Annotated in this window: 20 protein-coding genes; 7 read left to right on the top strand and 13 right to left on the bottom strand. The window is 71.2% G+C overall.

Going from position 1 to position 21,227, the window contains the following annotated elements:
• Positions 1 to 927: 927 nt before the first annotated feature.
• From K7G59_RS13150 to K7G59_RS13140, 3 genes are all read right to left on the bottom strand, one after another.
• Positions 928 to 2,433 (bottom strand): carboxylesterase/lipase family protein, encoded by a 1,506-nt coding sequence (locus K7G59_RS13150; RefSeq protein WP_225833702.1) that lies wholly within the window; start codon positions 2,431 to 2,433, stop codon positions 928 to 930.
• Between the two features lie 35 nt (positions 2,434 to 2,468).
• Complete coding sequence (locus K7G59_RS13145; protein WP_225833700.1) at positions 2,469 to 3,161, bottom strand: CatB-related O-acetyltransferase; 693 nt, start codon at positions 3,159 to 3,161, stop codon at positions 2,469 to 2,471.
• Between the two features lie 134 nt (positions 3,162 to 3,295).
• On the bottom strand, positions 3,296 to 3,682 hold the full coding sequence (locus K7G59_RS13140; RefSeq protein WP_225833698.1) for a VOC family protein: 387 nt from the start codon (positions 3,680 to 3,682) through the stop codon (positions 3,296 to 3,298).
• Positions 3,683 to 3,745: 63 nt separating this feature from the next.
• Between K7G59_RS13140 and K7G59_RS13135 the strand changes: the two genes are divergently transcribed.
• A complete protein-coding gene (locus K7G59_RS13135) occupies positions 3,746 to 4,711 on the top strand; it encodes a YafY family protein (protein ID WP_225833696.1) in 966 nt (321 codons plus the stop codon).
• 311 nt (positions 4,712 to 5,022) lie between these two features.
• Here K7G59_RS13135 and K7G59_RS13130 read toward each other — a convergent pair whose 3' ends face one another.
• Positions 5,023 to 5,718 carry an alpha/beta hydrolase gene (locus K7G59_RS13130; protein WP_225833694.1) on the bottom strand — a complete coding sequence of 232 codons (696 nt, stop codon included), beginning with the start codon at positions 5,716 to 5,718 and terminating at the stop codon, positions 5,023 to 5,025.
• Positions 5,719 to 6,030: 312 nt separating this feature from the next.
• Between K7G59_RS13130 and K7G59_RS13125 the strand changes: the two genes are divergently transcribed.
• Both K7G59_RS13125 and K7G59_RS13120 read left to right on the top strand, forming a co-directional pair.
• Positions 6,031 to 6,570, top strand: a complete 540-nt coding sequence (locus K7G59_RS13125) for a DUF6817 domain-containing protein (RefSeq protein ID WP_225833692.1) — start codon at positions 6,031 to 6,033, stop codon at positions 6,568 to 6,570.
• 272 nt (positions 6,571 to 6,842) lie between these two features.
• Entirely contained in the window at positions 6,843 to 7,811 is a 969-nt protein-coding gene (locus K7G59_RS13120) for a threonine/serine dehydratase (RefSeq protein ID WP_225833690.1), read from the top strand.
• 373 nt (positions 7,812 to 8,184) lie between these two features.
• Here K7G59_RS13120 and K7G59_RS13115 read toward each other — a convergent pair whose 3' ends face one another.
• The 6 genes from K7G59_RS13115 to K7G59_RS13090 form a co-directional block, all read right to left on the bottom strand.
• Positions 8,185 to 8,844, bottom strand: a complete 660-nt coding sequence (locus K7G59_RS13115) for a formylglycine-generating enzyme family protein (RefSeq protein ID WP_225833688.1) — start codon at positions 8,842 to 8,844, stop codon at positions 8,185 to 8,187.
• A 485-nt stretch (positions 8,845 to 9,329) separates the two neighbouring features.
• Entirely contained in the window at positions 9,330 to 9,821 is a 492-nt protein-coding gene (locus K7G59_RS13110) for a DUF6328 family protein (protein WP_225833686.1), read from the bottom strand.
• A gap of 76 nt (positions 9,822 to 9,897) precedes the next feature.
• Positions 9,898 to 10,494 carry a TetR family transcriptional regulator gene (locus K7G59_RS13105; protein WP_225833684.1) on the bottom strand — a complete coding sequence of 199 codons (597 nt, stop codon included), beginning with the start codon at positions 10,492 to 10,494 and terminating at the stop codon, positions 9,898 to 9,900.
• A complete protein-coding gene (locus tag K7G59_RS13100; protein ID WP_225833682.1) occupies positions 10,491 to 12,020 on the bottom strand; it encodes an MFS transporter in 1,530 nt (509 codons plus the stop codon). The genes K7G59_RS13105 and K7G59_RS13100 overlap by 4 nt, the downstream gene beginning before the upstream one ends.
• Before the next feature lie 918 nt (positions 12,021 to 12,938).
• Positions 12,939 to 13,634 carry a ribonuclease H gene (locus K7G59_RS13095; protein ID WP_225833680.1) on the bottom strand — a complete coding sequence of 232 codons (696 nt, stop codon included), beginning with the start codon at positions 13,632 to 13,634 and terminating at the stop codon, positions 12,939 to 12,941.
• 46 nt (positions 13,635 to 13,680) lie between these two features.
• Positions 13,681 to 14,475: a VOC family protein gene (locus tag K7G59_RS13090; RefSeq protein WP_225833678.1), complete on the bottom strand. Its 795-nt coding sequence runs from the start codon at positions 14,473 to 14,475 to the stop codon at positions 13,681 to 13,683.
• Between the two features lie 286 nt (positions 14,476 to 14,761).
• Here K7G59_RS13090 and K7G59_RS13085 point away from each other — a divergent pair, with 286 nt between their 5' ends.
• The 4 genes from K7G59_RS13085 to K7G59_RS13070 all read left to right on the top strand — a co-directional run bounded on the left by K7G59_RS13085 (position 14,762) and on the right by K7G59_RS13070 (position 19,603).
• Positions 14,762 to 15,769, top strand: a complete 1,008-nt coding sequence (locus K7G59_RS13085; RefSeq protein WP_225833675.1) for a zinc-binding alcohol dehydrogenase family protein — start codon at positions 14,762 to 14,764, stop codon at positions 15,767 to 15,769.
• A 287-nt stretch (positions 15,770 to 16,056) separates the two neighbouring features.
• Entirely contained in the window at positions 16,057 to 17,499 is a 1,443-nt protein-coding gene (locus tag K7G59_RS13080) for a family 2B encapsulin nanocompartment shell protein (RefSeq protein WP_225833673.1), read from the top strand.
• 16 nt (positions 17,500 to 17,515) lie between these two features.
• On the top strand, positions 17,516 to 18,673 hold the full coding sequence (locus tag K7G59_RS13075; protein ID WP_374114217.1) for a family 2 encapsulin nanocompartment cargo protein terpene cyclase: 1,158 nt from the start codon (positions 17,516 to 17,518) through the stop codon (positions 18,671 to 18,673).
• Positions 18,674 to 18,718: 45 nt separating this feature from the next.
• Positions 18,719 to 19,603: a geranyl diphosphate 2-C-methyltransferase gene (locus K7G59_RS13070; protein ID WP_225833671.1), complete on the top strand. Its 885-nt coding sequence runs from the start codon at positions 18,719 to 18,721 to the stop codon at positions 19,601 to 19,603.
• Positions 19,604 to 19,612: 9 nt separating this feature from the next.
• Here the strand turns inward: K7G59_RS13070 and K7G59_RS13065 are convergent, their stop codons facing one another.
• From K7G59_RS13065 to K7G59_RS13055, 3 genes are all read right to left on the bottom strand, one after another.
• Positions 19,613 to 20,095: a VOC family protein gene (locus K7G59_RS13065; protein WP_225833669.1), complete on the bottom strand. Its 483-nt coding sequence runs from the start codon at positions 20,093 to 20,095 to the stop codon at positions 19,613 to 19,615.
• Positions 20,096 to 20,225: 130 nt separating this feature from the next.
• On the bottom strand, positions 20,226 to 20,582 hold the full coding sequence (locus tag K7G59_RS13060) for a helix-turn-helix domain-containing protein (RefSeq protein ID WP_225833667.1): 357 nt from the start codon (positions 20,580 to 20,582) through the stop codon (positions 20,226 to 20,228).
• Positions 20,583 to 20,596: 14 nt separating this feature from the next.
• The gene (locus tag K7G59_RS13055) at positions 20,597 to 21,049 is read right to left on the bottom strand and encodes an ATP-binding protein (RefSeq protein ID WP_225833665.1); all 453 of its coding nucleotides are present in this window, start codon (positions 21,047 to 21,049) and stop codon (positions 20,597 to 20,599) included.
• Between the last annotated feature and the right edge of the window lie 178 nt (positions 21,050 to 21,227).

Genomic DNA, 21,227 nt, shown 5'->3' with positions numbered 1-21,227 from the left:
TGAGGTGATCCGCACCGTACAGGCAACCCGCCCGACCGTCCCGGCCTCCTGACCTTCAGCAGACCACGCCCTGGCCCACGGGCCAGGGCACGTGTCGGCATGCTGCACACGTCCTCTGGCCGATGCGCCGGCCGCAGGACCCGAGCGGCTGCGCCGAGGCCGAACGGGCGCGCGGCCCGGGCGAAGCCGCCCGCCGCGGACTCGTCGTCGCCGCTGGGCACCGCCGGTCGGCCGGGTCCGGGAGGCCGGCCGGGCCTGGAAAGGGAGTCACCGGTCACCCGGCAGGCCGGGGACACCGCCGCGGCGGCGTGGGCCCCGTGGAGCGGCGGCGACTCGCCCGGCAACGCCGGGCGTTCCCGCTGCCCCGGTGGCTGCTCGCGCGCGGCCGATGGAAGGCATCGCGCAGACGAACCGCAACACCGGGGAGCATCCCAGGGCGTACCGCTCTTCTCGGGCAGAGCGGGCCGAGCACGCCGAGGACCGGCGCGGCTCGCGGACATCGTCCCGGTGCGCGACGGCGACACCGGGCGGGCACTCGAGCCGCTGTCCCGGGCGAGGCGACCTGCCGGGAGATGAACCTGTCAGTGCGCTCGCCTCTCCGGGGCCGGCGGGGCGGCCGCCGCCGAGGCGGACGGCAAGGGCGTACGGCAGGCGCCGGCGGTGCTCGATGCTGAAGCGGTGGGTGCGGACGGCCGGACCGTGCTGCCCGAGGCGGTCGCGGCGGAGCCGGTGGACGTCTTCTCGCCGCTCCACGACGACATGCGGACGTCGACCCGACCTGGCCCCGCCCCACGCCCTGTTCGGGTCCGGCCAAGGTGAGGGAACAGAGGCAGTGGGATGATCTCGGGCGCGGAACCCGCTCGGCGGCCGGACCTCACGTCTTCAGGTCTTCAGGTCAGGTCTTCAGGTCTTCAGGTCTTCAGGTCTTCAGGGCCGAAGGGGTGGGAAGTCTGCGTGGCGCCACAAGGCACGGGCCGTGGTGTTCCGCGCCCCAGCAGCAGTGCTGTCTGCGGTGGCCCAGACATGGGGGGTTGTCGCCGGGCCGTCGAGGGGGGACCAACCGGGGTCACCGGTGGTGGCGAAGCTGACCCACGCTCCCATCATGCGCTGGGACAGCTCATGGTCTGCGGTACTGGGGGGACCTCCGATGAGGAACTCGACACTTTCACGGGTGAGGTTGCCGAAGGCAAAGGGGATGTCGGCGCAGTGCCAGGCGCGTACGACTCCCCCGGGGCCCTTGCGGTGGCGGGCGAAGCAAGACGTGAACGCTCGGCCACCGGCTCGAGCGTGCCGCTCTGCCAGCCGGCTGGTGTACTCGCTGAAGAGCAGGTCGCCGAGGATCGCAAGACAGACGTCGAGGGCCGGGGCGTCGGGCATCAGCTCCCGGTAGCCCGGCAACAGGTCATCGGGGAAGTGCACATCCTGGGCGAGGCGGGCCAGTTGTTCCTCGGTGGTGACGTCGGCACTGCTGCCGACGGCGTTCATCAGCCAGTACTCCTCGGTGGTGTGGCACACCAGAAGGTCCACCTCCTGTGGCGATCCGGCTGCCGTCGCGGACAGGGGATCGCCGGGCAGGACGTCTCCGTCGGCGACCGGACCGTAGATCACAGGGTTGTAGTGACGGAGTCCGGAACCCGGATCTTGCCGGTAGCTGTCGACGACACGATCGCCGGCCGCGACCAGTTCGTGCGGGGGCGCGGCCGTCAGGTGTGTGGGGGTGGCGGGGATGCCGGCCGCCGCAGCAACCCTCCGGGTGGTCTCGGCTGCGAGCTCGACGGAGTAGCAAGGGCCGACCACGCTGTGGGCGATAACGCGGCGGAACAGCCCGCGTGCGCGGTCCATCACCATCAGGCAGGCAGCCGAGGCTGCCCCGGAGGACTGCCCCGCCACCGTGACATTGGCCGGGTCGCCACCGAAGGCGGCGATGTTCTCGCGCACCCACTGCAACGCGGCGATCTGGTCGAGCAAGCCCCGGTTCTCCGGGTACGGCGGCTCGGCACCGGGCGGTATGTGACCGAAGCCTTCAAAACCGAGCCTGTAGTTGAAGGTCACCACCACCAGCCCGGCAGCAGCCAGGGCGGTGCCGTCGAAGTCCGGCTGCGCGGAAGATCCGAAGGTGTAGGCACCACCATGGATCCATACCAGGACCGGCAGCGGGCCACTGTCGGATGCCGGAGCCCAGACGTTCAGCGTGAGGATGTCCTCGTCGCCGGGCGACCAGGACGGCGCCCCGGGAAGCCGCGCCGACTGCGGGGCTACCGGCCCGAAGTCCTGGCACTCACGGACACCCTCCCACGCCTGGACCGGGCGCGGCTCTCTGAAACGGTTGATCCCGAAGGGCGCCGCGGCATAGGGAATACCGAGGAACGCCACGATATCGGGGGCCGGCCGATGGCCCCGGACCAAACCGTCTTTCGTCTTGCGGATGTCCACGGGCTTCCTCTCCACTCGTTCTGTGCCGGAACCGTTCAACGGCCCGTGGCGCTGCGGGGCGTTGGGTCTTGAGGTGCTTTTCCCCCGGGCCCGGGCGCCGCGTTCTCCAGGTCGTCGATACTGCCGGACATGATGGTGCGGATGTGTTCGGTGATGTGCTGGAGGGGCCAGTGCCACCAGGCCAGGGCCAGGAGGCGGTCGATGTCGGCGTCGCTGTGACGGCGGCGGACGAGGCGGGCGGGGTTGCCGCCGACGATGCCGTAGTCGGGTACGTCGTCGACGACGACGGAGCCGGAGGCGATGATCGCTCCGTGGCCGATGCGGACGCCGGGCATCACCATGGCCCGGTACCCGAGCCAGACGTCATGGCCCACCACGGTGTCCCCGCGTCCGGGCAGGCCGGTGATGAGGTCGAAGTGCTCGGCCCAGGAACCACCCATGATCGGGAATGGGAAGGTCGAGGGGCCGTCCATGCGGTGGTTGGCGCCGTTCATGAGGAACCGCACGCCCTCGCCCAGCGCGCAGAACTTCCCGATGACCAGCTTCTCCGGCCCGTAGTGGTACAGCACGTTGCGGGTCTCGAAGGCGGTCGAGTCATCAGGGTCGTCGTAGTAGGAGAACTCTCCGACCTCGATCAGCGGTGAGGTGATCAGCGGCTTCAGCAGCGCCACCCGCGGCTGCTCGGGCATCGGATGCACCACGGCCGGGTCGGCGGGAACAGGCGACATCGCCGGTTGTTTCCTTCCTGAAGCAGTCTTGGCCGGGATGAGTCCCCGGCCGCCGACGCGACGAAGACGGGCACAGCGACCGGAACCCTCAGCCTCGCTGCTGAACGAGGCTGAGGGGAGGGCGCCGATCGTGCTCAGGCCAGGGTGGAGATGCAGAACGGGTGGCCTGCGGGGTCCAGCAGGACCCGCCACCGGTCGGGGTCCGGCTGGAACTCGGGCTTGACGGCCCCGAGGGCCAGCAGGCGGGTTTCGGCGGCATCCAAGTCGTCGACGCCCAGATCGATATGCGCCTGCTTCTCCTGGGAGGGGTCCGGCCAGGTCGGACGGCGGTAGTCGGCCAGCCGGTTGAAACCCAGTCCGGCCGCGCCCTCCTGGCCGAGCAGGACGAAGTGGTCCGTGGAGAAGACCACGGGGAGGCCGAGGACCTCGCTGTAGAAGCGTGCCAGTTCCGCGGGGTCCGGGCAGTCGAAGGTGACCGCCGAGTACCGGAACGCCGTTGCAGAAGTGTTCTCCGTGTTCATGACGGAGACACTATGACGGGACCAGGACAGTTTCGGTCCTGGTCATGTGGAACACTTCAGAACATGATCAGCGCGTCCGCCCGCCTGTTGCGGTTGGTCTCCCTGTTGGCCGCCCGGCCGTCGTGGACCTGTGTCGAGCTGGCTGACCGGATGGCGGTCACGGACCGCACCGTGCGGCGGGACATCGCCAAGCTCCGGGAACTCGGCTACGCCATCGAGTCGGATCCCGGTCCCTGGGGCGGCTACCGCCTCCGTGCCGGATCCCGGGTACCGCCGCTGATCCTCGATGACGAAGAAGCACTCGCCGTGGCCATCGGGCTGCGCGAGGCGGCGATGAGTGGCGCTCTCGGCGGCGACCAGGCCGCGCTGTCGGCGCTGTTGAAACTGCGGCAGGTCCTGCCGCAGCGGATCGCCCAGCGACTGGGCGAGATGGACGCCGCCTTCGTGCAGACCCCCAGAGCCCACGGACCGCAGATCACCCCCGGCATGCTGCTGGAACTGGCCGCCGCGTGCCGCCGGGGCGAGCGCGCCCGCCTTGCGTACCGCGACTGGGCAGGAAAGGCCACGCTCCGAGACGTGGATCCTTACCGCCTCGTCCACACCGGACGCCGGTGGTACTTCGTCGCGCGGGACGTGGCGCAGGGCCAATGGAGGACCTTCCGGGCCGACAGGGTCGACCGACTACAGCCCACCGGGCACCCGGTGGAACTCATCGACCCACCTGACCCGGCGCTGCTCGTCTCCCGCTCCATCGCGACCGGCCCCTACCCGTTCCATGCGACGATCCGCCTTCCGATGCCCATGGACCAGGCCCTGCGGTTGATCCCGTCGACAGTCGGCACCCACCGTCCCGACGGCGCCGACGCCACGGTCGTCGACATCGGCGGGCCCGATGCGGACGGGCTCGCCAGGTACCTCCTCAGCCTGGGCACGCCCCTGCGTGTCCTGTCACCCGAGACGGTCCGGGAAGCCCTGCTGCACCGTACGCGGGAACTCTTCGAAGAGAACGAGCACGGGCAGTCCGAGTAGGACGTCGCATGAGAACGAGCGCCGGCTTCGCGATGCGGTCGAGCGCCCGGTCGCCGCGGACAGCGGCTGCTCGGTCCGGCTCGACGGTCCATGTCCCAGGTGCTTCGGCACCACTTCGATCGGGTGGTTCTGCCGGCCCGCGTGGGGGTCCCGACGGCAGTTCTGAAGCCTCGGGCAGCTTCCGTCAGGGCCGTCCTCCACAGGTGCGCGGGAGGACTGCCGGCTCGGCTCGACTCAGGTCTACGTCAGGTCGCGGACTGCCTGTCGGCTCGGTCACGCTGCCTTTCGGCAGGGCGTGTACCGGCAGGGGATCACGTCGTGGTGGAGAGTTCGACGAGGTGCCGGGCGGTGCCGGCAGGATCGATCACCTGATGGAGGTGGGCGCCGGGCAGGTGTGCCACACGCCAGCCGCGTCCGCGCGCTTCGGCGGCAAGGTCGTCGTACGGAGGGCCGAACAGCAAGTAGGAGCAGGGGTGGTCGTCCCAGCCGTCGGGGACCGGGACGTGCTGCTCGTAGTAGGACAGCGGCAGGGTGGGCTGCTCCTCGATGACTGTCTGCCGCACCACGGGATCGGAGAACATGGGTGCGACGTCTGCCTCGTCCCACCAGTCGGTCCAGCGGGGAAGCCTGCCGTTCACGGCCATCGGGCGGAGGAAGTCCAGCAACTCGGGTGATGCGACCGGGGTCGGTCCGGTTCGGGCCGGCAGCGCGGCATCGACGAAGATGGAGCTGGTCACCGGATGGTCGAGGCCCGAGCGGATCGCCGGGAGAAACAAGCCTGCATTGCTGTGTGCCACCAACGTGACGGGGCTGTCGGACGGGACCTGCCGGAGGTCGTCGCGGACGGCATCGATGGTGCGGGGCCAGAACGGCGGAGCACCGGCGCCGATGTGCAGCAGGGACGGCACCCGTACCTGGTATCCCGCCGCCGTCAGGTGTTCGGCCACAGGGCGCCAGGTCGAGGGGCCCACGGACGGACTGTGCACGAGAACGAAGATCGGCTGCATGTGACGATTCTGGCGCTCATGTCATCGCAGCCGCGACAGTGTTGGCCGTCAGCAGAACGCTTGGCTTCGAAGAAGCTCACGGTGCCCCAAGGCCGTCGCGAAGATCATCGATGCTCGTCGAGGCCGCCCAGGCCTGTTGGCGGACCGTCAACCTGGGCCCACCTCGTCCTGCGCGTCCGAGCCGGAGCACGCTTCGAACGCGGCCTGTCGGTCGAACGTGGCGAGGCGATCGCACCGTGATCGGAGGTTTTCCGCCCTACGATCACGGGTGCTTCAGGACAGACGGCGATCGTTCGGACGGGGGATGCAGAAATGACCGCAGAAGCGCTGGCGATCTTGCAGGCGGCCGGAGCTGAAGGGATCGAGCACCCTGGGGGAACACTGATGGCGCACCTGCAGCGAGTCAGCGCCCTTCTCGCCTCGTGGGGCGCTCGCTCGGCGCTGGTGTCCGCCGGGCTGTGTCACGCGTTCTACGGGACCGACGGGTTCCCGGTAGCCCTGCTGGACCTGGGGCGCCGGGCGGAACTGGTCGAGGCGATCGGCGTCGAGGCCGAAACACTCGTGTACTTCTACGCCTCCTGCGACCGCAAGTCCTCTTACCGGGGCCTGACCGATGACCGAGGTACGTTCGTCGACCGGTTCACCGGCACACGGATGGTTCCGAGCCTCGAAGCACGTCAGGATTTCGCCGAACTCACCGCTGCCAACGAGCTGGACATCGCCGCGATCAGCCCAGAGGTCCGCACGCGCTACGGGGCGGACCTGCTCGAGCTGTTCACTCGGTGGCGGCCACTGCTGTCCGGGTCGGCCTGGGAGCACTGCCGCAGCGTGCTGGGCCGAGCCGTCCACTGACCGTCCGGCACCTCCCCCGTGCGGGGCCCCGTTCGCGGGGGTCGACAGGGCGGCTGACAGACACTGTCAGCCCGCTGTTGCGGGCCGTGAGGTGGGCGGTGGCGGCGACGGGCAGGGTCCGACGGGCGACCCGGGGCCCGGTGGGGCCGCTCACACCGGTTCGTGAAGGCCGGTAACGCCGAACCGCCGAAACGATGTTGACCTCGGGCATGCCGTCAGGTGAGGGTGCGGACGGCGCGGTTCCCAGCCCCGCGCCGGAAGGGTGAGTCACCTTGATCGGCATTTCGGACATCGAAGCCGCCGCGCGTCTGATCGCCGGACACGTCGTACGGACGCCGACCGTGCACAGTCCCGGCCTCACGGCGCTGCTCGGCGTCCCCGTCACCGCCAAGCTGGAACTCCTTCAGCGCACCGGCTCGTTCAAGGCACGCGGTGCGGCGGCCAAGCTGCTGTCACTGAGCGAGGCCGAGCGGGCGGCAGGCGTGGTGGGGGTCAGCGGCGGCAACCACGGCATCGCCCTGGCAGTGATGGCAGCGGCCCTGGATGTGAAGGCGACCGTGGTCATGCCGCGTACGGCGCCCGCCCGGTCGATCAGGATCGCGGAGGAGGCCGGGGCGTCGGTGCGGCTGACCGACGGCATGGACACGGCCTTCGAGTTGGTGACGAGGCTGCGGGACGAGGGGCTGACGCTGGTCCACCCGTTCGACGATCCCCTGGTGATCGCCGGACAGGGCACTGTGGGCCTGGAGCTCGCCGAGGACGCCGCTGACGCCGCCGAGCTGACGGACGTCGTCGTCAGCATCGGCGGCGGGGGGCTGATCGCCGGGGTGGCGGCGGCCCTGCGCGCCCGGTGTCCCAACGTGCGGGTCTGGGGTGTCGAGACGGAGGGCGCCGAGGCGATGTCGGCCGCGCTGAAGGCGGGCGGACCGCTGCCGGTACCGGTGTCGTCCCTGGTCACCACGCTCAGTGCGCCGTCCGTGTCCCCGCTGACCTACGACCATGTGTCCGCTCTGGTCGAGGAGGTGCTGGTGGTCCCGGACCGCGAGGCAGTCCAGGGCTGTCTGGACCTGGCCGAGCACGCCAAGGTGTGGGCGGAGCCGGCCGCGGGCTGTCTGCTGCCGGCGGCCCGGCAGATCGCGGAGCGGGTCGGCTCCGGCGCCCGCATGGGGCTCGTAGTGTGCGGCGGCAACACGGCACCCTCCGAACTCATGGGCTGGGCGGACCGCTTCGATCTGGGGTGATGTCCTCGATCCAACGGCCGGAAACCGACAGGAGTCGTTGAGCGCGACCCGGCCGTCGACTACTTGCGCCCATCCTGGTCTCGGTCGGCATCCTTCCTGCCCATGACGCGTTCATGGGCAGGCTGGGACAGTGGATCGAGTTCGAGACCGCGGCACTGGACGATCCGGAGGAACCGCCGCCTGATCACCGTCTTTGCCCGCTGGGACCGCGTCGCCCGGGCACGGCGCGGGGCCCGAGGCCAAGGGGTCTTCGCGGCGGCAATGGACCGTCGCCCAAACCCGGGTCAGCAAAGCCATCGCCTCGGAAGAGGGCATGTCGGCCGACCTCGGATGCGGCCACCCGCGCTCGGCTGACCGATTCGGAATGAGGCTGTTACGGCCGAGGCAGTGGTGCGGAGCGCGCGATGCGAAATCCCACGTCGTCGATCCGGAAGGTCGGGTGGCTGCGCCGCCGCACCGACGCCCGGCAGCTCCAGTGCTCGTCGGCCCATCCACCACCACGGAGCACCCGGTAGGCCCCGTACACCTCGGCGTCGTAGACGTCCCAGCACCAGTCCCACACGTTGCCCAGCATGTCGTACAGGCCCCATGCGTTGGGCTGCTTGCCGCCGACTGAGTGGATCCGCCCGTCGGAATTGCCCTGGTACCAGGCGACCTCGTCGAGCCGGCCGTACCGCGGGCCAGTAGTACCCGCACGGCAGGCGTGCTCCCATTCGGCCTCGGTCGGCAACCGGTACCCGTCTGCGGAGGTGTCCCATTCGGCCGTCTCGGCGTCGACGCACAGGTGATACGCGGGCGTCAGCCCCTCCCGTCGGGACAAGGCGTTACAGAACCGGACCGCGTCCCACCACGAAACACCCTCGACAGGCAGCCGCTCGCCCTGGGCGCTGCTCGGCCGTTGGCCTGCGACTCGTGCGTACCAGGACTGCGTGACCGGGAACGCCGACATCTGAAACGGCGCTACCTCGACCGGCCAACTGCTCTGCGTCCGCCGGTCCGACAGCGTCACCTGTCCCGACGGGACCGCAACCATCTCGTTTCCTGCCCCCGCGTCCACAACAGCCACCCTACCGGCGTCTTCCCACCGCTCTACCGATCTTTCCGGTCGGCGGTGGGGCCAGGTCAGCTGCGTACACCGTGGAGCCACGTCTGGTCCGTGCGGTGGTGCCCCGCACGGCTGGTAGCGGCTCGCCACCACGCGCGTGACGGGCCCGGCCCCATCGCGTCACCTCCGGGGGCGGGCGACGGATCCCTCCGTCCTGGCGGTCACCCACAGCGAGCGTCGCGCGGCCACGGTCGCCCCATGGGGACGACGTCGTACCGGACCTGGAACGGCTCCCCGGCTACCAGCGGGTCGGCGCCGAGCGGGCCACCACCTTCTCGCTGCGCTTCACCGCCTCGGCCGGGGCGTGGGACGACGCCGTCGACCGGCTGGTGCCGAAGACGTCCTTGCGGACGTCCACGGGAGCCGGCGCACCGACCGGCGCTCACCGGCCGGTGCGCCGGTCGGTGAGCCGCCTAGTCTTCGGACCGGGTGTGCGTGCGGCGTACCCACAGGGGCAGCGCGTACCAGCAGAGCAGGTACCAGGCGACGACGAACGCGACCAGCCACGTCACATAGCCGCCGTGCGAGGCCACCCGGAGGATCAGCAGCAGGGACGAGGTCATGGTGGCGAGCAGCAGGAACAGTCCGATGAGCGTCATCCGGGACGCGACGCGCACCGCCCGCGGCTTGACCCGCCGCCCGGCGACGAGGCGGTGCAGGGACACCGGGCCGATGAGGGCGCCGGTCGCCGCGGCGCCCAGGACGACGGTCACGATGTAGATGACATGGTCGGTGTGGGCGAGACCCGCGTACTTCGGCTGGAAGACGACGGTCAGCAGGAAACCGAACAGGATCTGTACGCCCGTCTGGGCCACGCGGACCTCCTGGATGAGTTCGCCCCACATCCGGTCGGCCCGCTCCTCCTCGCTCTCGTCGCGCCCCCTGCGTCTGCCCTCCTGTCTCATGGGATGCGGTTAACCGCCGAGGTGGGCGTTCAAACGGAACGCCCGCCCGATGGCCGCACCGGCTGTCGGCGCCGGGTCAGCCCCCGGGCGTCAACTGTGCCTGGACGAGTGGGCCGTAGCGGTCCGTGATGGCCTCGACGTCGGTCTCGCGCAGGTGCGGGCCGCGGGCAATGCCGTACATCACGCCGAGGCCGAGGAGCCCGGCGACGGCGAGTTCGGCGCGCAGTCCCGGGTCGGGGCCGGTGAGCCGGGCGGCGAGCCGCTCGGTGACCTGGGCACGGAAGTTGGCACGCACGACGTCGCCGTGGTCGCCGTGCAGCGGGGCGAAGGCGATGCGCAGCAACGGGTCGGTGCCCTGTTCGCGCTGGCTGGACAGGACGTGCCGGACCATGTGCCGGCCGAGGTCGGCCAGCGGCGCGTCCAGCAGGGCGTCGGCGTCGGTGTGGAAGGACATCACACGGGCGAGCAGGGCGTCCTTGTTGCCGAAGTACTTCAGGATCAACGGGGGGCTGACACCGGCCCGTTCGGCGACCGCCTTGAGGGTGATGTCGGCGCGTGCGTGCCGGGCCAGCAGGTACCGGGTGGCCTTGAGGATGGCGGCCTTGGTGGCCTCGGCGTCACGGCGCGCCGAGGCGGGCGCTTCGGGGGCGGGTGGGGTGCTCACGGCACTCATGCTCCCTCCATCGCCCCGTCGCGGGCACCCCGGGTGCCGCTCCGGGCGCGCCGGGTGGCGTCGGACGGGGTGCCGGAGGGAGTGTCGCCGGGGATGGTCAGGGCCGCGGCACAGGCCGCGAGGGCCACGGCGCCGGCCATGGCGAAGGCCAGCAGGTAACCGTGCAGCGTGGGCACCGGGACGCCGGCTGCTGGGCTGCCGAGCGAGCTGCTGTGGTGGACGAGGACCGCGGCGACGGCCGCGCTGGAGGTGGCCTGGCCGATGGTGCGCATCAGGACGTTGACGCCGTTGGCGGAGGCGGTCTGCCCGGCCGGTACGGCGCGCAGGATCAAGGTCGGCAGCGCCGAGTAGGCCAGGGTCGTACCGGTCGACACCACCGTGGCACCCAGGATGACCATCCACAGGTCGCGGCTGTCGGCGATGCGCACCGCGTAGCCGCAGGCGATGACGGCGGCACCCAGGGCGAGCGTGATCCGCGGGCCGCGGGCGGCGGAGATCCGGGCCGAGAGCGGCGAGAACAGGAGCATGGTGACGCCGCCGGGCAGCAGACACAGACCGGTGGCGACGATGGACAGACCGAGGCCGTATCCGGTGGCCTTGGGCGCCTGCACCAGCTGGGCGGTCACCAGCGAGTTGGCGTAGAAGGCGAACCCGGTCAGCAGGGCCGCCACATGCGACAGGCCCACCCGCGGCCGGGTCGCCAGGTGCAGGTCGACCAGGGGCCGCTCGGCACGCAGTTGCTGCCGCCACCACAGGGCGAGGACGACGGCCGCGCCGAGGAACAGCCCGAGGATCCGCGGGCTGTCCCAGCCCCACTGGCCGCCCTGGGAGACGCCGAGGAGCAGGCACACCAGTGCGACGGACAGTCCCAGCGCGCCCAGGACGTCGAAGCGGCCGGGCTCGCGCACGGGCGACTCCCTGACCGCCCACCAGGTGGCCGTCGTGCCCAGGGCGCCCAGGGCGCCGGTCAGCCAGAACATGGTGTGCCAGTCGGCGTACTGCACGACCAGCGCGGCCAGCGGCAGGCCGAGGGCGGCACCGATACCGACCGTGGAACTCATCAGGGCCACAGCCGAGCCCCGGCGCTCGGGGGGCAGCTCGTCGCGCAGGATGCTGATGGACAGCGGTACGACGGAGGCTGCGGCGCCCTGCAGCGCGCGGGCGGTGATGAGTACGCCGATGTCGGAGGAGAGCGCGCACAGCACGGATCCGACGGTCATCAGAGCGAGCGCGGCCGTGAGCACCCGGCGCTTTCCGTACATGTCGCCGGCGCGGCCGAGGACCGGGGTGAGGACGGCGCCGGACAGCAGGGTCGCGGTGACCGTCCAGGAGACGGCAGCCGGGGACGCCCCGGTCAGCCGGGGCAGGTCCGGCAGGAGGGGGACGACCACCGTCTGCATGACCGCCATGAGGATGCCGCCCGACGCCAGCACCGGGATGGTCAGCCGGTCCCGCAGCCGGGGCTCCACGGCGGGTCCTCCGGGCGGCTGGGACGTCGGACGGGATATCGGGGCGGGCTGGTCCATCGGCACTCCTGCGGACGGCACGGGAGACATGGTGAATAACAATTCACCTTATCCGGTGAATGACCATTCACCCAAGCTCTCCGTACCGATTGCGCCACCCACCGACGACGTCCCTCCATGGACTCGCAGGCGAAGTTCGTCTCCAGGGCCGCCAGGCAGGTGCGCATGGCGTGGTCCCGGATGCCGTCGAAGGCGGGTGCAAGGGCGACGGCGGTCAGCGCCGACGTGACCCGGTCGCCGAGCGCCGACACCGTCGGCATCGACTCGCGCAGCTCCGACGAAGCGGCACATGCACCCGCCGAACCTTTGTGGAACGCCTCGGCGAGCAGCCGGCCGGAGGGGCGCGGCCGGTCGCAGGGGCGCAGCCGGTCGCAGGGGCGCAGCCGACCGTAGGTGTCGGTGCCGTCCGCGGTCAGGTACGGCCGGCTCCTCCAGGGAGGGACGAGCCCCGGCCGGCATGGCGTGGGCCCCCGCCCGGACTTCCGGTGCGCCGGGGCGGCAGACGAGCGGATGACCCTCCAGGACGCCGGCGAAGAGCTTCTCCGGCAGCGCCGGTCCGTCGGCCTCGCCCGCCCGCCCGGTCCAGGCCGAGGTCGGTGAGGGTCTCCGGGAACGTTCGACGACGCAGGTGCCGTGCGTGCCGCTGCAGCCGTAGCCGCACCCGGCGTTCTGGCCGCACCACGCCTGTGTCGACGAGTTGTCGGCCGAGCAGCAGGTCCGACACCCCGAGGCCGCGTACGTGCCGGCCGGCGGAACCCGGGGCGCGGTGGACCTGAACGACACGAGGAAGCCGTGGAACGGCGTGCGCCCCGTCGGCCTGCTCGACCGACCACAGGGCGTTCTGCACCTTCGGCTCCTGACCGGCGCCCCGGTCGGACCGCCGTCGGTCGGACCCCCGTCGGTCGGACCCGGTCTGGGTCAGGCCTCGGCGGTACGGCACTCCGGGTGGCCCCAGCCCTGCGCGTTCTTGGCGATGGGCTCGCCCGCGACGTAGGAACGGCCGCACAGGCAGCGACCGGGGAACTTCGCCTTGATGGTGCGCGAGGACGCCGCGCCGCCGGTGCGGCGGGACGGCGCCTTCCGGCGCGGGGCCGCCGCCTTCGGGGTGTCGGGCGACGGCGGCGGCTCGGGCGAGCCGAGCGCACTGCCGGCCGCCTCCTGGACTGAGGCCGCTCGGCTGGCCGCGCGGTCGGCGAAGTCGTTCAGCGGGTCGCCGTCGACCTGATGGGCGGGGACGTACCGGAACTCGACGGTGCGACCGTCGAGGAGCGCGTCGATGCGTACCACCAGCTCCTGGTTGGCGACCGGCTTGCCGGCGGACGTCTTCCAGCCGTTGCGCTTCCAGCCGGGCAGCCAGCTGGTGACGGCCTTCATCGCGTACTGGGAGTCCATCCGGACCTCCAGCGGCACCTCCGGGTCGACGGCCTCGAGCAGCCGCTCCAGCGCCGTCAGCTCGGCCACGTTATTGGTGGCCCGGCCGAGCGGACCGGCCTCCCAGCGGGCCGGTGTCCCCTCGTCGTCCGAGACCACCCATGCCCATCCGGCCGGTCCGGGGTTTCCCTTCGAAGCCCCGTCGCACGCGGCCACCACACGTTCACGCATGTGCTCGATCATGCCATGGCCTGACCGGGGGCCGGTCCGGCCCGGGGCCGGCCCCCGGTCAGGCCTCCGCGAACCTCGGGATCTCGCCCTCGGTGGTCGTGACGTCGATCACCGAGAAGTTCGCACCCTGCGGGTCGCTGAGCGCCGCGAACCGCCCGAAGGGGCTGCTCGTGGGCCCGAAGCGCAATACGGCGCCGAGTTTGGTGGCCCGGGCGACGGCCTCGTCGCAGTCGCTCACGCCGAAGTACACGTTGATGTACGACGGGACCTCGGGCGGGAACTCCTCGGTCATCCGCATCCGGCCGAGGACCGTGTCGTCGCCGATGTCGAAGACCCGGAAGTCGACCCCGTCGTCCTCGAGCTGCTTCACGGTGTAGGGGAAGACGGCGGTGAGGAACGCGTCCGTCCGCTCGGGGTCGCGGGTGAAGATCTCGGCCCAGTTGTAGGCACCGGGCACCGCCGTCGCCTCGAACCCCTCGTGGGTGCCCGCCTGCCAGACGCCGAACACGGCTCCGCCGGGTTCCCGGGCCAGGCACATCGTGCCGAAGTCACCGACCTGCATCGGCTCCATCAGCACCTCGCCGCCGTTCTCCCTGATCTTCGCGGCGGTCGCGGCGGCGTCCGGCGAGGCGAAGTACAGGCACCACTGCGACTGGCCCTCCTGGCCGGGCACGGGCGGGACCACGGCGGCCACCGCCTTGCCGTCCGCATAAGCCTGGGTGTAGTTGCCGTACTCCGACGCGGCCTCGCCGAAGGTCCAGCCGAGGACCTCTCCGTAGAAGTTCCTGGCCCCTTCGACGTCGCTGAACATCGCGTCGGCCCAGCAGGGGGCTCCTTCGGGTAGCACGGCCATGGCGCGGCCTCCTGGTCTGTCTGCCGGTCGGTTCTGCCCCGGTTGTTCACGCTAGCCAGCCCGCCGTCCGCCCGCGCGGTGAACGGGTGCGCGGCGGACACTGGGGATGCGGGCGACGACCGGCCCGGTCCGCCGGAGGGTCACGAGGGGTCGACCGCAAGACGCGCACGGGGCCGAGGGACGGGAAGCAACCCCCGAGGGACGGGAAGGGACCGCCGAGGGACGGAAGGGACGGCCGAAGACACGAAGGGACGGGCCAAGGACGCGAAGGAAGGCGGAGGACGCCATGCGGGCGTGGTCGGTGGTGCGGCCGGGGCCGGTCGAGGACGGACCCCTCCGGCTCGTGGAGCGGCCGGTTCCGGTGCCCGGGCCGGACGAGTTGCTGGTGCGCGTGCGGACCTGCGGGGTGTGCCGGACCGATCTGCACGTCACCGAGGGCGACCTGCCGGTGCACCGGGCCGGGGTGACACCCGGCCATGAGGTCGTCGGCGTGGTCGCTGGGGCCGGGGCCGGGGTCCAGGACTTCACGGGGGGCGACCGGGTGGGCGTGGCCTGGCTGCGGCACACCGACGGGGTGTGCTCGTACTGTGCGCGGGGCGCCGAGAACCTGTGCCCGGGCTCGCGGTACACCGGCTGGGACGCCGACGGAGGGTACGCCGAGTACACCACCGTCCCGGCCGGCTTCGCCTACCGGATGCCCGGGGCCCTGGACGACGTGGCGGCGGCGCCGCTGCTGTGCGCGGGGATCATCGGCCACCGTGCGCTGCGCCGCGCCGGGCTGCCGGCCGGCGGCCGGCTGGGCCTGTACGGCTTCGGGGGCAGCGCCCATCTGTGCGCGCAGGTGGCGCTCGCCGAGGGGGCCAGGGTGCACGTGGTCACCCGGGGCGCCGCGGCCCGGCGGCTGGCGCTGGAGCTGGGCGCCGCCTCCGCACACGACCTTCCCGGGCCGCCGCCGGAGCCGCTGGACGCGGCGATCCTGTTCGCCCCGGCAGGTGAGCTGGTCCCGGTCGCGCTGCGCGCCCTCGACCGGGGAGGGGTGCTGGTGATCGCGGGGATCCACCTGAGCGACGTACCGCCCCTGCACTACGAGAGCGAGCTGTTCTACGAGCGGGAGCTGCGCAGCGTCACCTCCAACACCCGTGCGGACGGACGGGAGTTCCTCTCCCTGGCCGCCCAGTACGGTGTCCACGCGACCACGCACGCCTATCCGCTGTCCGAGGCTCCCAGGGCGCTGGCGGACCTCAAGGCCGACCGCTTCGACGGGGCGGCCGTGCTGGTGAACGACCTGTCCTGAGCCCGTCCCCGGCCCGCTCACCCGGCCCGCTCACCCGGCCCGCTCACCCGGCTCGCTCACCCGGCTCGCGGAAGCAGCCCACCGGCGCGCGGGCGGGCCGCCGGCCGTCCGCGCCCCCCAGGGCAGGTTTACGACTCCCGGGGTGCCGATCCGCCCCTTTCACGCCGTACCGCAGCCCCCACCAGGCCTGTTTGGGTGGATTCAGGCACACGGCCAACACGTTCACCACCGACCGATCCGGTCACTCCTGTCCGCTCACACCCGTTCACCGCTCAGCTGGAGGGAATGTGTCCACACCGCAGGGCGCCACCGGTTCCGCCGTCGACGATCCCGCCCCCGACCCCACGGCCGACGGACAGCTCACCAGTCTGAGCACCCGGGCGGCACGCCAGCTCGCCACGACCACCAAGTCAGAACCACAGATGCAGGCCATCACCTCTCGATGGCTGCTGAAGACCCTGCCCTGGGTGGATGTCAGGGGCGGCACCTACCGGGTCAACCGCCGTCTCCAGCTGCGCACCGGACGCGGCCGGGTGCACTTCGAGCAGAACGGCGCCGACGACATCCGGGTCATTCCCGAGACGCTGACCGAACTGCCGATCCTGCGCGGCTACCCCGACACCGACGTCCTGCGGGAGATCGCCGCCCGCTTCCAGCCCCGTGAGGTGCGCGCCGGTCAGGTGCTGTTCGAGGCGGGCCAGCCCGTCACGGAGGCGTACCTCGTCGTCCACGGCCGCTTCACCCGGTTCACCAACGGCAAGTACGGCGACGAGGAGATCATCGGGGTCGTCACCGACGGCGACCAGATGGGCGACGAGGCGGTCGGGCAGTCCGACCCACTGTGGCTGGCCTCGGTGCGGGCCGAGACAGCGGGCGTGGTGCTGTCGCTGCCCTGGAACGCCGTCCAGGAGTTCAGCGGCCGGGTGCCGTCCCTCGCGGCCCATCTGCGGGCCTATGTCGAGCGGCAGCGCAGGCCCATGAACCGCAAGGGTGAGGCCGAGGTGCCGGTGCAGGCCGGCCACGTGGGCGAGCAGACACTGTCCGGTGGCTTCGTGGACTACGAACTCGCTCCGCGCGAATACGAGTTGTCCCTCACCCAGACCGTGCTGCGGGTCCACACCCGGGTCGCCGACCTCTACAACGACCCCATGGACCAGACCGCGCAGCAGCTCCGGCTGACCGTGGAGGAGATCCGCGAACGCCAGGAGTGGGAGCTCGTCAACAACCGCGAGTTCGGGCTGCTGCACAACGTCGACTACGGGCAGCGGATCAGCAGCCTGACCGGCCCTCCGACCCCGGACGACATGGACGAGCTGCTGTCGATGCGGCGCAAGACCAAGGTGTTCCTCGCCCATCCGAAGGCGATCGCCGCGTTCTTCCGGCAGTGCAACCGGCGCGGTCTGGTGCCCGGCACCACGAACGTCGACGGCCACGAGGTGCCGGCCTGGCGGGGCGTGCCCATCTTCCCGTGCAGCAAGATCCCGGTCAGCGACGACCACACCAGCAGCATCATCGCGCTGCGCACCGGCGAGGCCGACCAGGGCGTGATCGGCCTCTACCGGACGGGGATCCCGGAGGAACACCAGCCGGGCCTGAACGTCCGTTTCATGGGCATCGACTCGGCCGCGATCATCAACTACCTCGTCACCGCCTACTACTCGCTGGCCATCCTCGTCCCCGACGCGGCCGGGATCCTGGAGAACGTCCAGGTCGGACGGCTCCCCGAATGACGGCCCGGAGCATCACATGACCACCACCACGACCCCGTCCACAACGGCGATCCCGTCCACGACCGCACCCGACCCGTCCACGACCGCACCCGCCGCGACCACGACCGCACCCGACCTGTCCACGACCCCGTCCACGACGGCGTATGCACTACCCGGGCCCCCGAACCTGGCCCGGAGCCTGCGGGCCCACCGCCGCACCGGGGTGATCCCCGGTCTGCTGTACCGGCCCGCTGTGCCTGCCGACCCGGAGAAGGTGCGGGAGATCGACCGCCGCCTGGAGGCGTGGGCCCGTGCCGAGGACCTCTTCCCGGCCGCCTGGCACGGGGACTTCGCAGGCTTCCAGTTCGGCCGGGCCGTGGTGCTCCAGCATCCCGGCGCGGTCGACCTGGACCGCCTCACCGCCGCCGGTGAGCTGCTGCTGGCCGAGAACATCGTCGACAGCTGCTACTGCGAGGAGGACGAGGGCCGAGGAGGGGCACGCCGCGGCCTCGGCGGTCGGCTGGTCCTGGCCCAGTCGGCGCTCGACCCCTACCACGGCACTCCCGAACTGGAGGCGCAGTGGCGCCAGGGCGTGCGCGCGGACGGTCCGCTGCGCTCGTACCACTTCGCGCTGCGGGACTTCGCCGGCCTCGCCACGCCGAGCCAGACCGACCGGCTCGTGCACGACCTCGCCCGGCTGCACCTCGGCTACCTGGCCGAGGCCTCCTGGGCGGAGACCCGGTACGTGCCGCGGGTCTGGGAGTACCTGGTGATGCGGCAGTTCAACAACTTCCGTCCCTGCCTGTCCGTCGTGGACGCCGTGGACGGCTACGAGCTGCCCGAACAGGTCTACGCCCGCCCCGAGATCCAGCGGATCACCGCCCTCGCGTGCAACGCGACGACGATCGTCAACGACCTGTACTCCTTCACCAAGGAGCTGGCGAGCGACCCCACCCACCTCAACCTGCCGCAGGTCGTCGCCGCGAACGAGCGGTGCGGGCTGAAGGCCGCCTACCTGACGTCGGTAGAGATCCACAACCGGATCATGTCGGCCTTCGAGGAGGAGTCCGCCCTGCTGTCCGCCGGCTCGCCGCTCATCGAGCGGTACGCCCGCGGACTGGCGGCCTGGGTGTCCGGCAACCACGAGTGGCACGCCACGAACACTCACCGCTACCACCTTCCCGACTACTGGTAACCCGCTTCCCTGACACACCGTCACATGTACCAAGAGGAGTCACCGTTGACCACCGCCCCCGTCACGCGGACCGCACCGGTACCGGCACCGGTACCGACCCAGTCGACCTACCAGAGCCGCGTCGCCGACTACTGGAACGCCGAGGAGAACCCGGTCAACCTCGAACTGGGCAGGATCGACGACCTGTACCACCACCACTACGGCATCGGAGAGGCCGACTGGTCGGTGCTCGACGAGCCGGACCCCGAGCTGCGTCGGGACCGCATCACCAACGAGCTGCACCGCCTGGAACACGCCCAGGCGGAGCTGCTCGCCTCCCATCTCGGCCCGCTCGCGCCCGACGACCGGGTCTTCGACGCCGGCTGCGGCCGGGGCGGCGGCAGCGTCGTGGCGCACCTGCGCTACGGCTGCCACGCCGACGGCGTCACGATCTCCACCAAGCAGGCCGCGTTCGCGAACGAGCAGGCGCGTGCCCGGGGCATCGACGGCAAGGTGCGCTACCACCACCGCAACATGCTCGACACCGGCTTCGCCTCGGGCGCGTACGCGGCGTCCTGGAACAACGAGTCGACCATGTACGTCGAACTGGACCTGCTCTTCGCCGAGCACGCCCGGCTGCTGCGGCGCGGCGGACGGTACGTGGTGATCACCGGCTGCTACGACGACACGTACGGGCAGGCCTCGCGGGAGGTGTCGCTGATCAACGCGCACTACATCTGCGACATCCATCCGCGCTCGGAGTACTTCAAGGCGATGGCGCGTCACCGCTTGGTGCCGGTTCACGTACAGGATCTGACCGACGCCGCGATCCCTTACTGGAAGCTGCGCAAGCAGGCCGGTCATCTGGTCACGGGCATCGAGGACACGTTCCTGGACGCCTACCGCAATGGCAGCTTCCAGTATCTGCTGATCGCGGCCGACCGGGTCTGACGGCCGGGGTCACTCCCCGGCGTACGCCCGCTCCAGCTCGGCGACGTCCAGCTTGCCCATGCTCAGCATGGCCCGGGCGGTGCGCGCGGCCTTCTCCGGGTCGGGGTCGCCGAGCAGGTCGATCAGCCGGTCGTAGACGACCTGCCAGGAGACGCCGTACTTGTCCTTGAGCCAGCCGCAGGGGCCGCCCTCGCCGCCGTCCTCCGTGAGCCGGCTCCAGTAGTGGTCGATCTCCTGCTGGTCACAGCAGTGGATCTGGAAGGAGACGGCCTCGTTGAACGTGAACTGCGGGCCGCCGTTGAGCGCGACGAACTTCTGGCCGTTGGCCGTGAACTCCACTGCGAGCACGGAGCCCGCCGGACCGGGACCGGCCTCGGTGTAGCGGCCGACGCGGCCGATGCCGGAGTTGTTGAACACCGACACGTAGAAATCCGCGGCCTCCTCGGCCTGTCCGTCGAACCAGAGACATGTGGTGAATCCATCGGTGGCCATGAGGACCTCCTGCAGCGTGGAACGCGGTCACCTGTTTCGACCGATCCTCGCCGCAGAACCCATCGGCTGTCCGGACGCCACACGCACCACTGACCCTGGCTCGGTCCGGCGGGTTCGTCGGGCGACTGTGTCAGGCGGCCAGGCAGAGGCCGTTGTACGGCTGGGCGGGCGCGGGCCGGCGAGCCGTGCTCGTCTGCCGGGACAGCTCGCTGTGCACCCGGGACAGCAGACCGCCGAGGTCCAGGCCGAGGGCGTGGGCCGCGGCGGCGAGGATCTCCGAGGAGGCCTCCTTGCGGCCACGTTCGACCTCGGAGAGGTAGGGCAGCGAGATCCGGGCTGCTTCCGCCACCTCCTTGAGCGTGCGCTCCTGCGCCTGCCGCTCGCGGCGCAGCACATCACCGACCAGGTCGCGCCACAGCGGCTCCTTGGCCACGGGCGTGTCGGGTCGCAAAGGGATCACTCGGGCTTCGCTCACCTCGTCGCTCATCCCCTCAGCCTAGTTCAGCACCTCAACTCGACGCGTGCGCGCACCCGTTTGCCGACGGGCACGCGTTCCACCGTGATCTCGGCGGCCAGTGCGTGCACGATCTCCAGTCCGTGCCGCCCGATGCGCCGGGGGTCCTTGGGGAAGACGCGGGGCAGAGCGGAGCTGCTGTCGTACACGGCCACCGTGACCGCGGAGTCCGTGCCCTCCAGATCGAGGATGTACGGGCCGTTGCTGTGCCGTTCCGCGTTGGTGACCAGCTCGCTGACGACCAGGAGCAGCTCACCGTGGGTGCGGCCGTCGATGGTGGCACACCATTCGGTCCGCAGCTGCTGAAGGAAGCGGGCGGCGAAATCCCGCGCCTCGGCGATGCATCCGGGTTCGCCGGTGTAGTGCGCCGCGCGTCGCAGCGGCTCCACGGTCACGTCGATACCAGTCGGTTCCACCACCCCACCCAGGTGCTCGGTCATGCTGCCTCTCTCGGAAGCCCGGTCCGGCCGGTCGGCTGTTGCACCGGTCCTCGTACCCCGGGCAAGGGTCCGGCAGTCCCGGACGCGTTCGCCGGGCGCGCACAGCGGCGATCGTCACGCCGTCCGGGGCGTCCGGGGCGTCCGGGGCGTCCGGGGCGTCCGGGGCGTCCGGGGCGTC

It is taken from the genome of Streptomyces sp. NK08204 (genome assembly GCF_020400585.1).
Classification (GTDB): Bacteria; Actinomycetota; Actinomycetes; order Streptomycetales; family Streptomycetaceae; genus Streptomyces.
The sequence above is the reverse complement of the archived record's forward strand: the minus strand, read 5'-3'. Positions and strand labels throughout refer to the sequence as shown.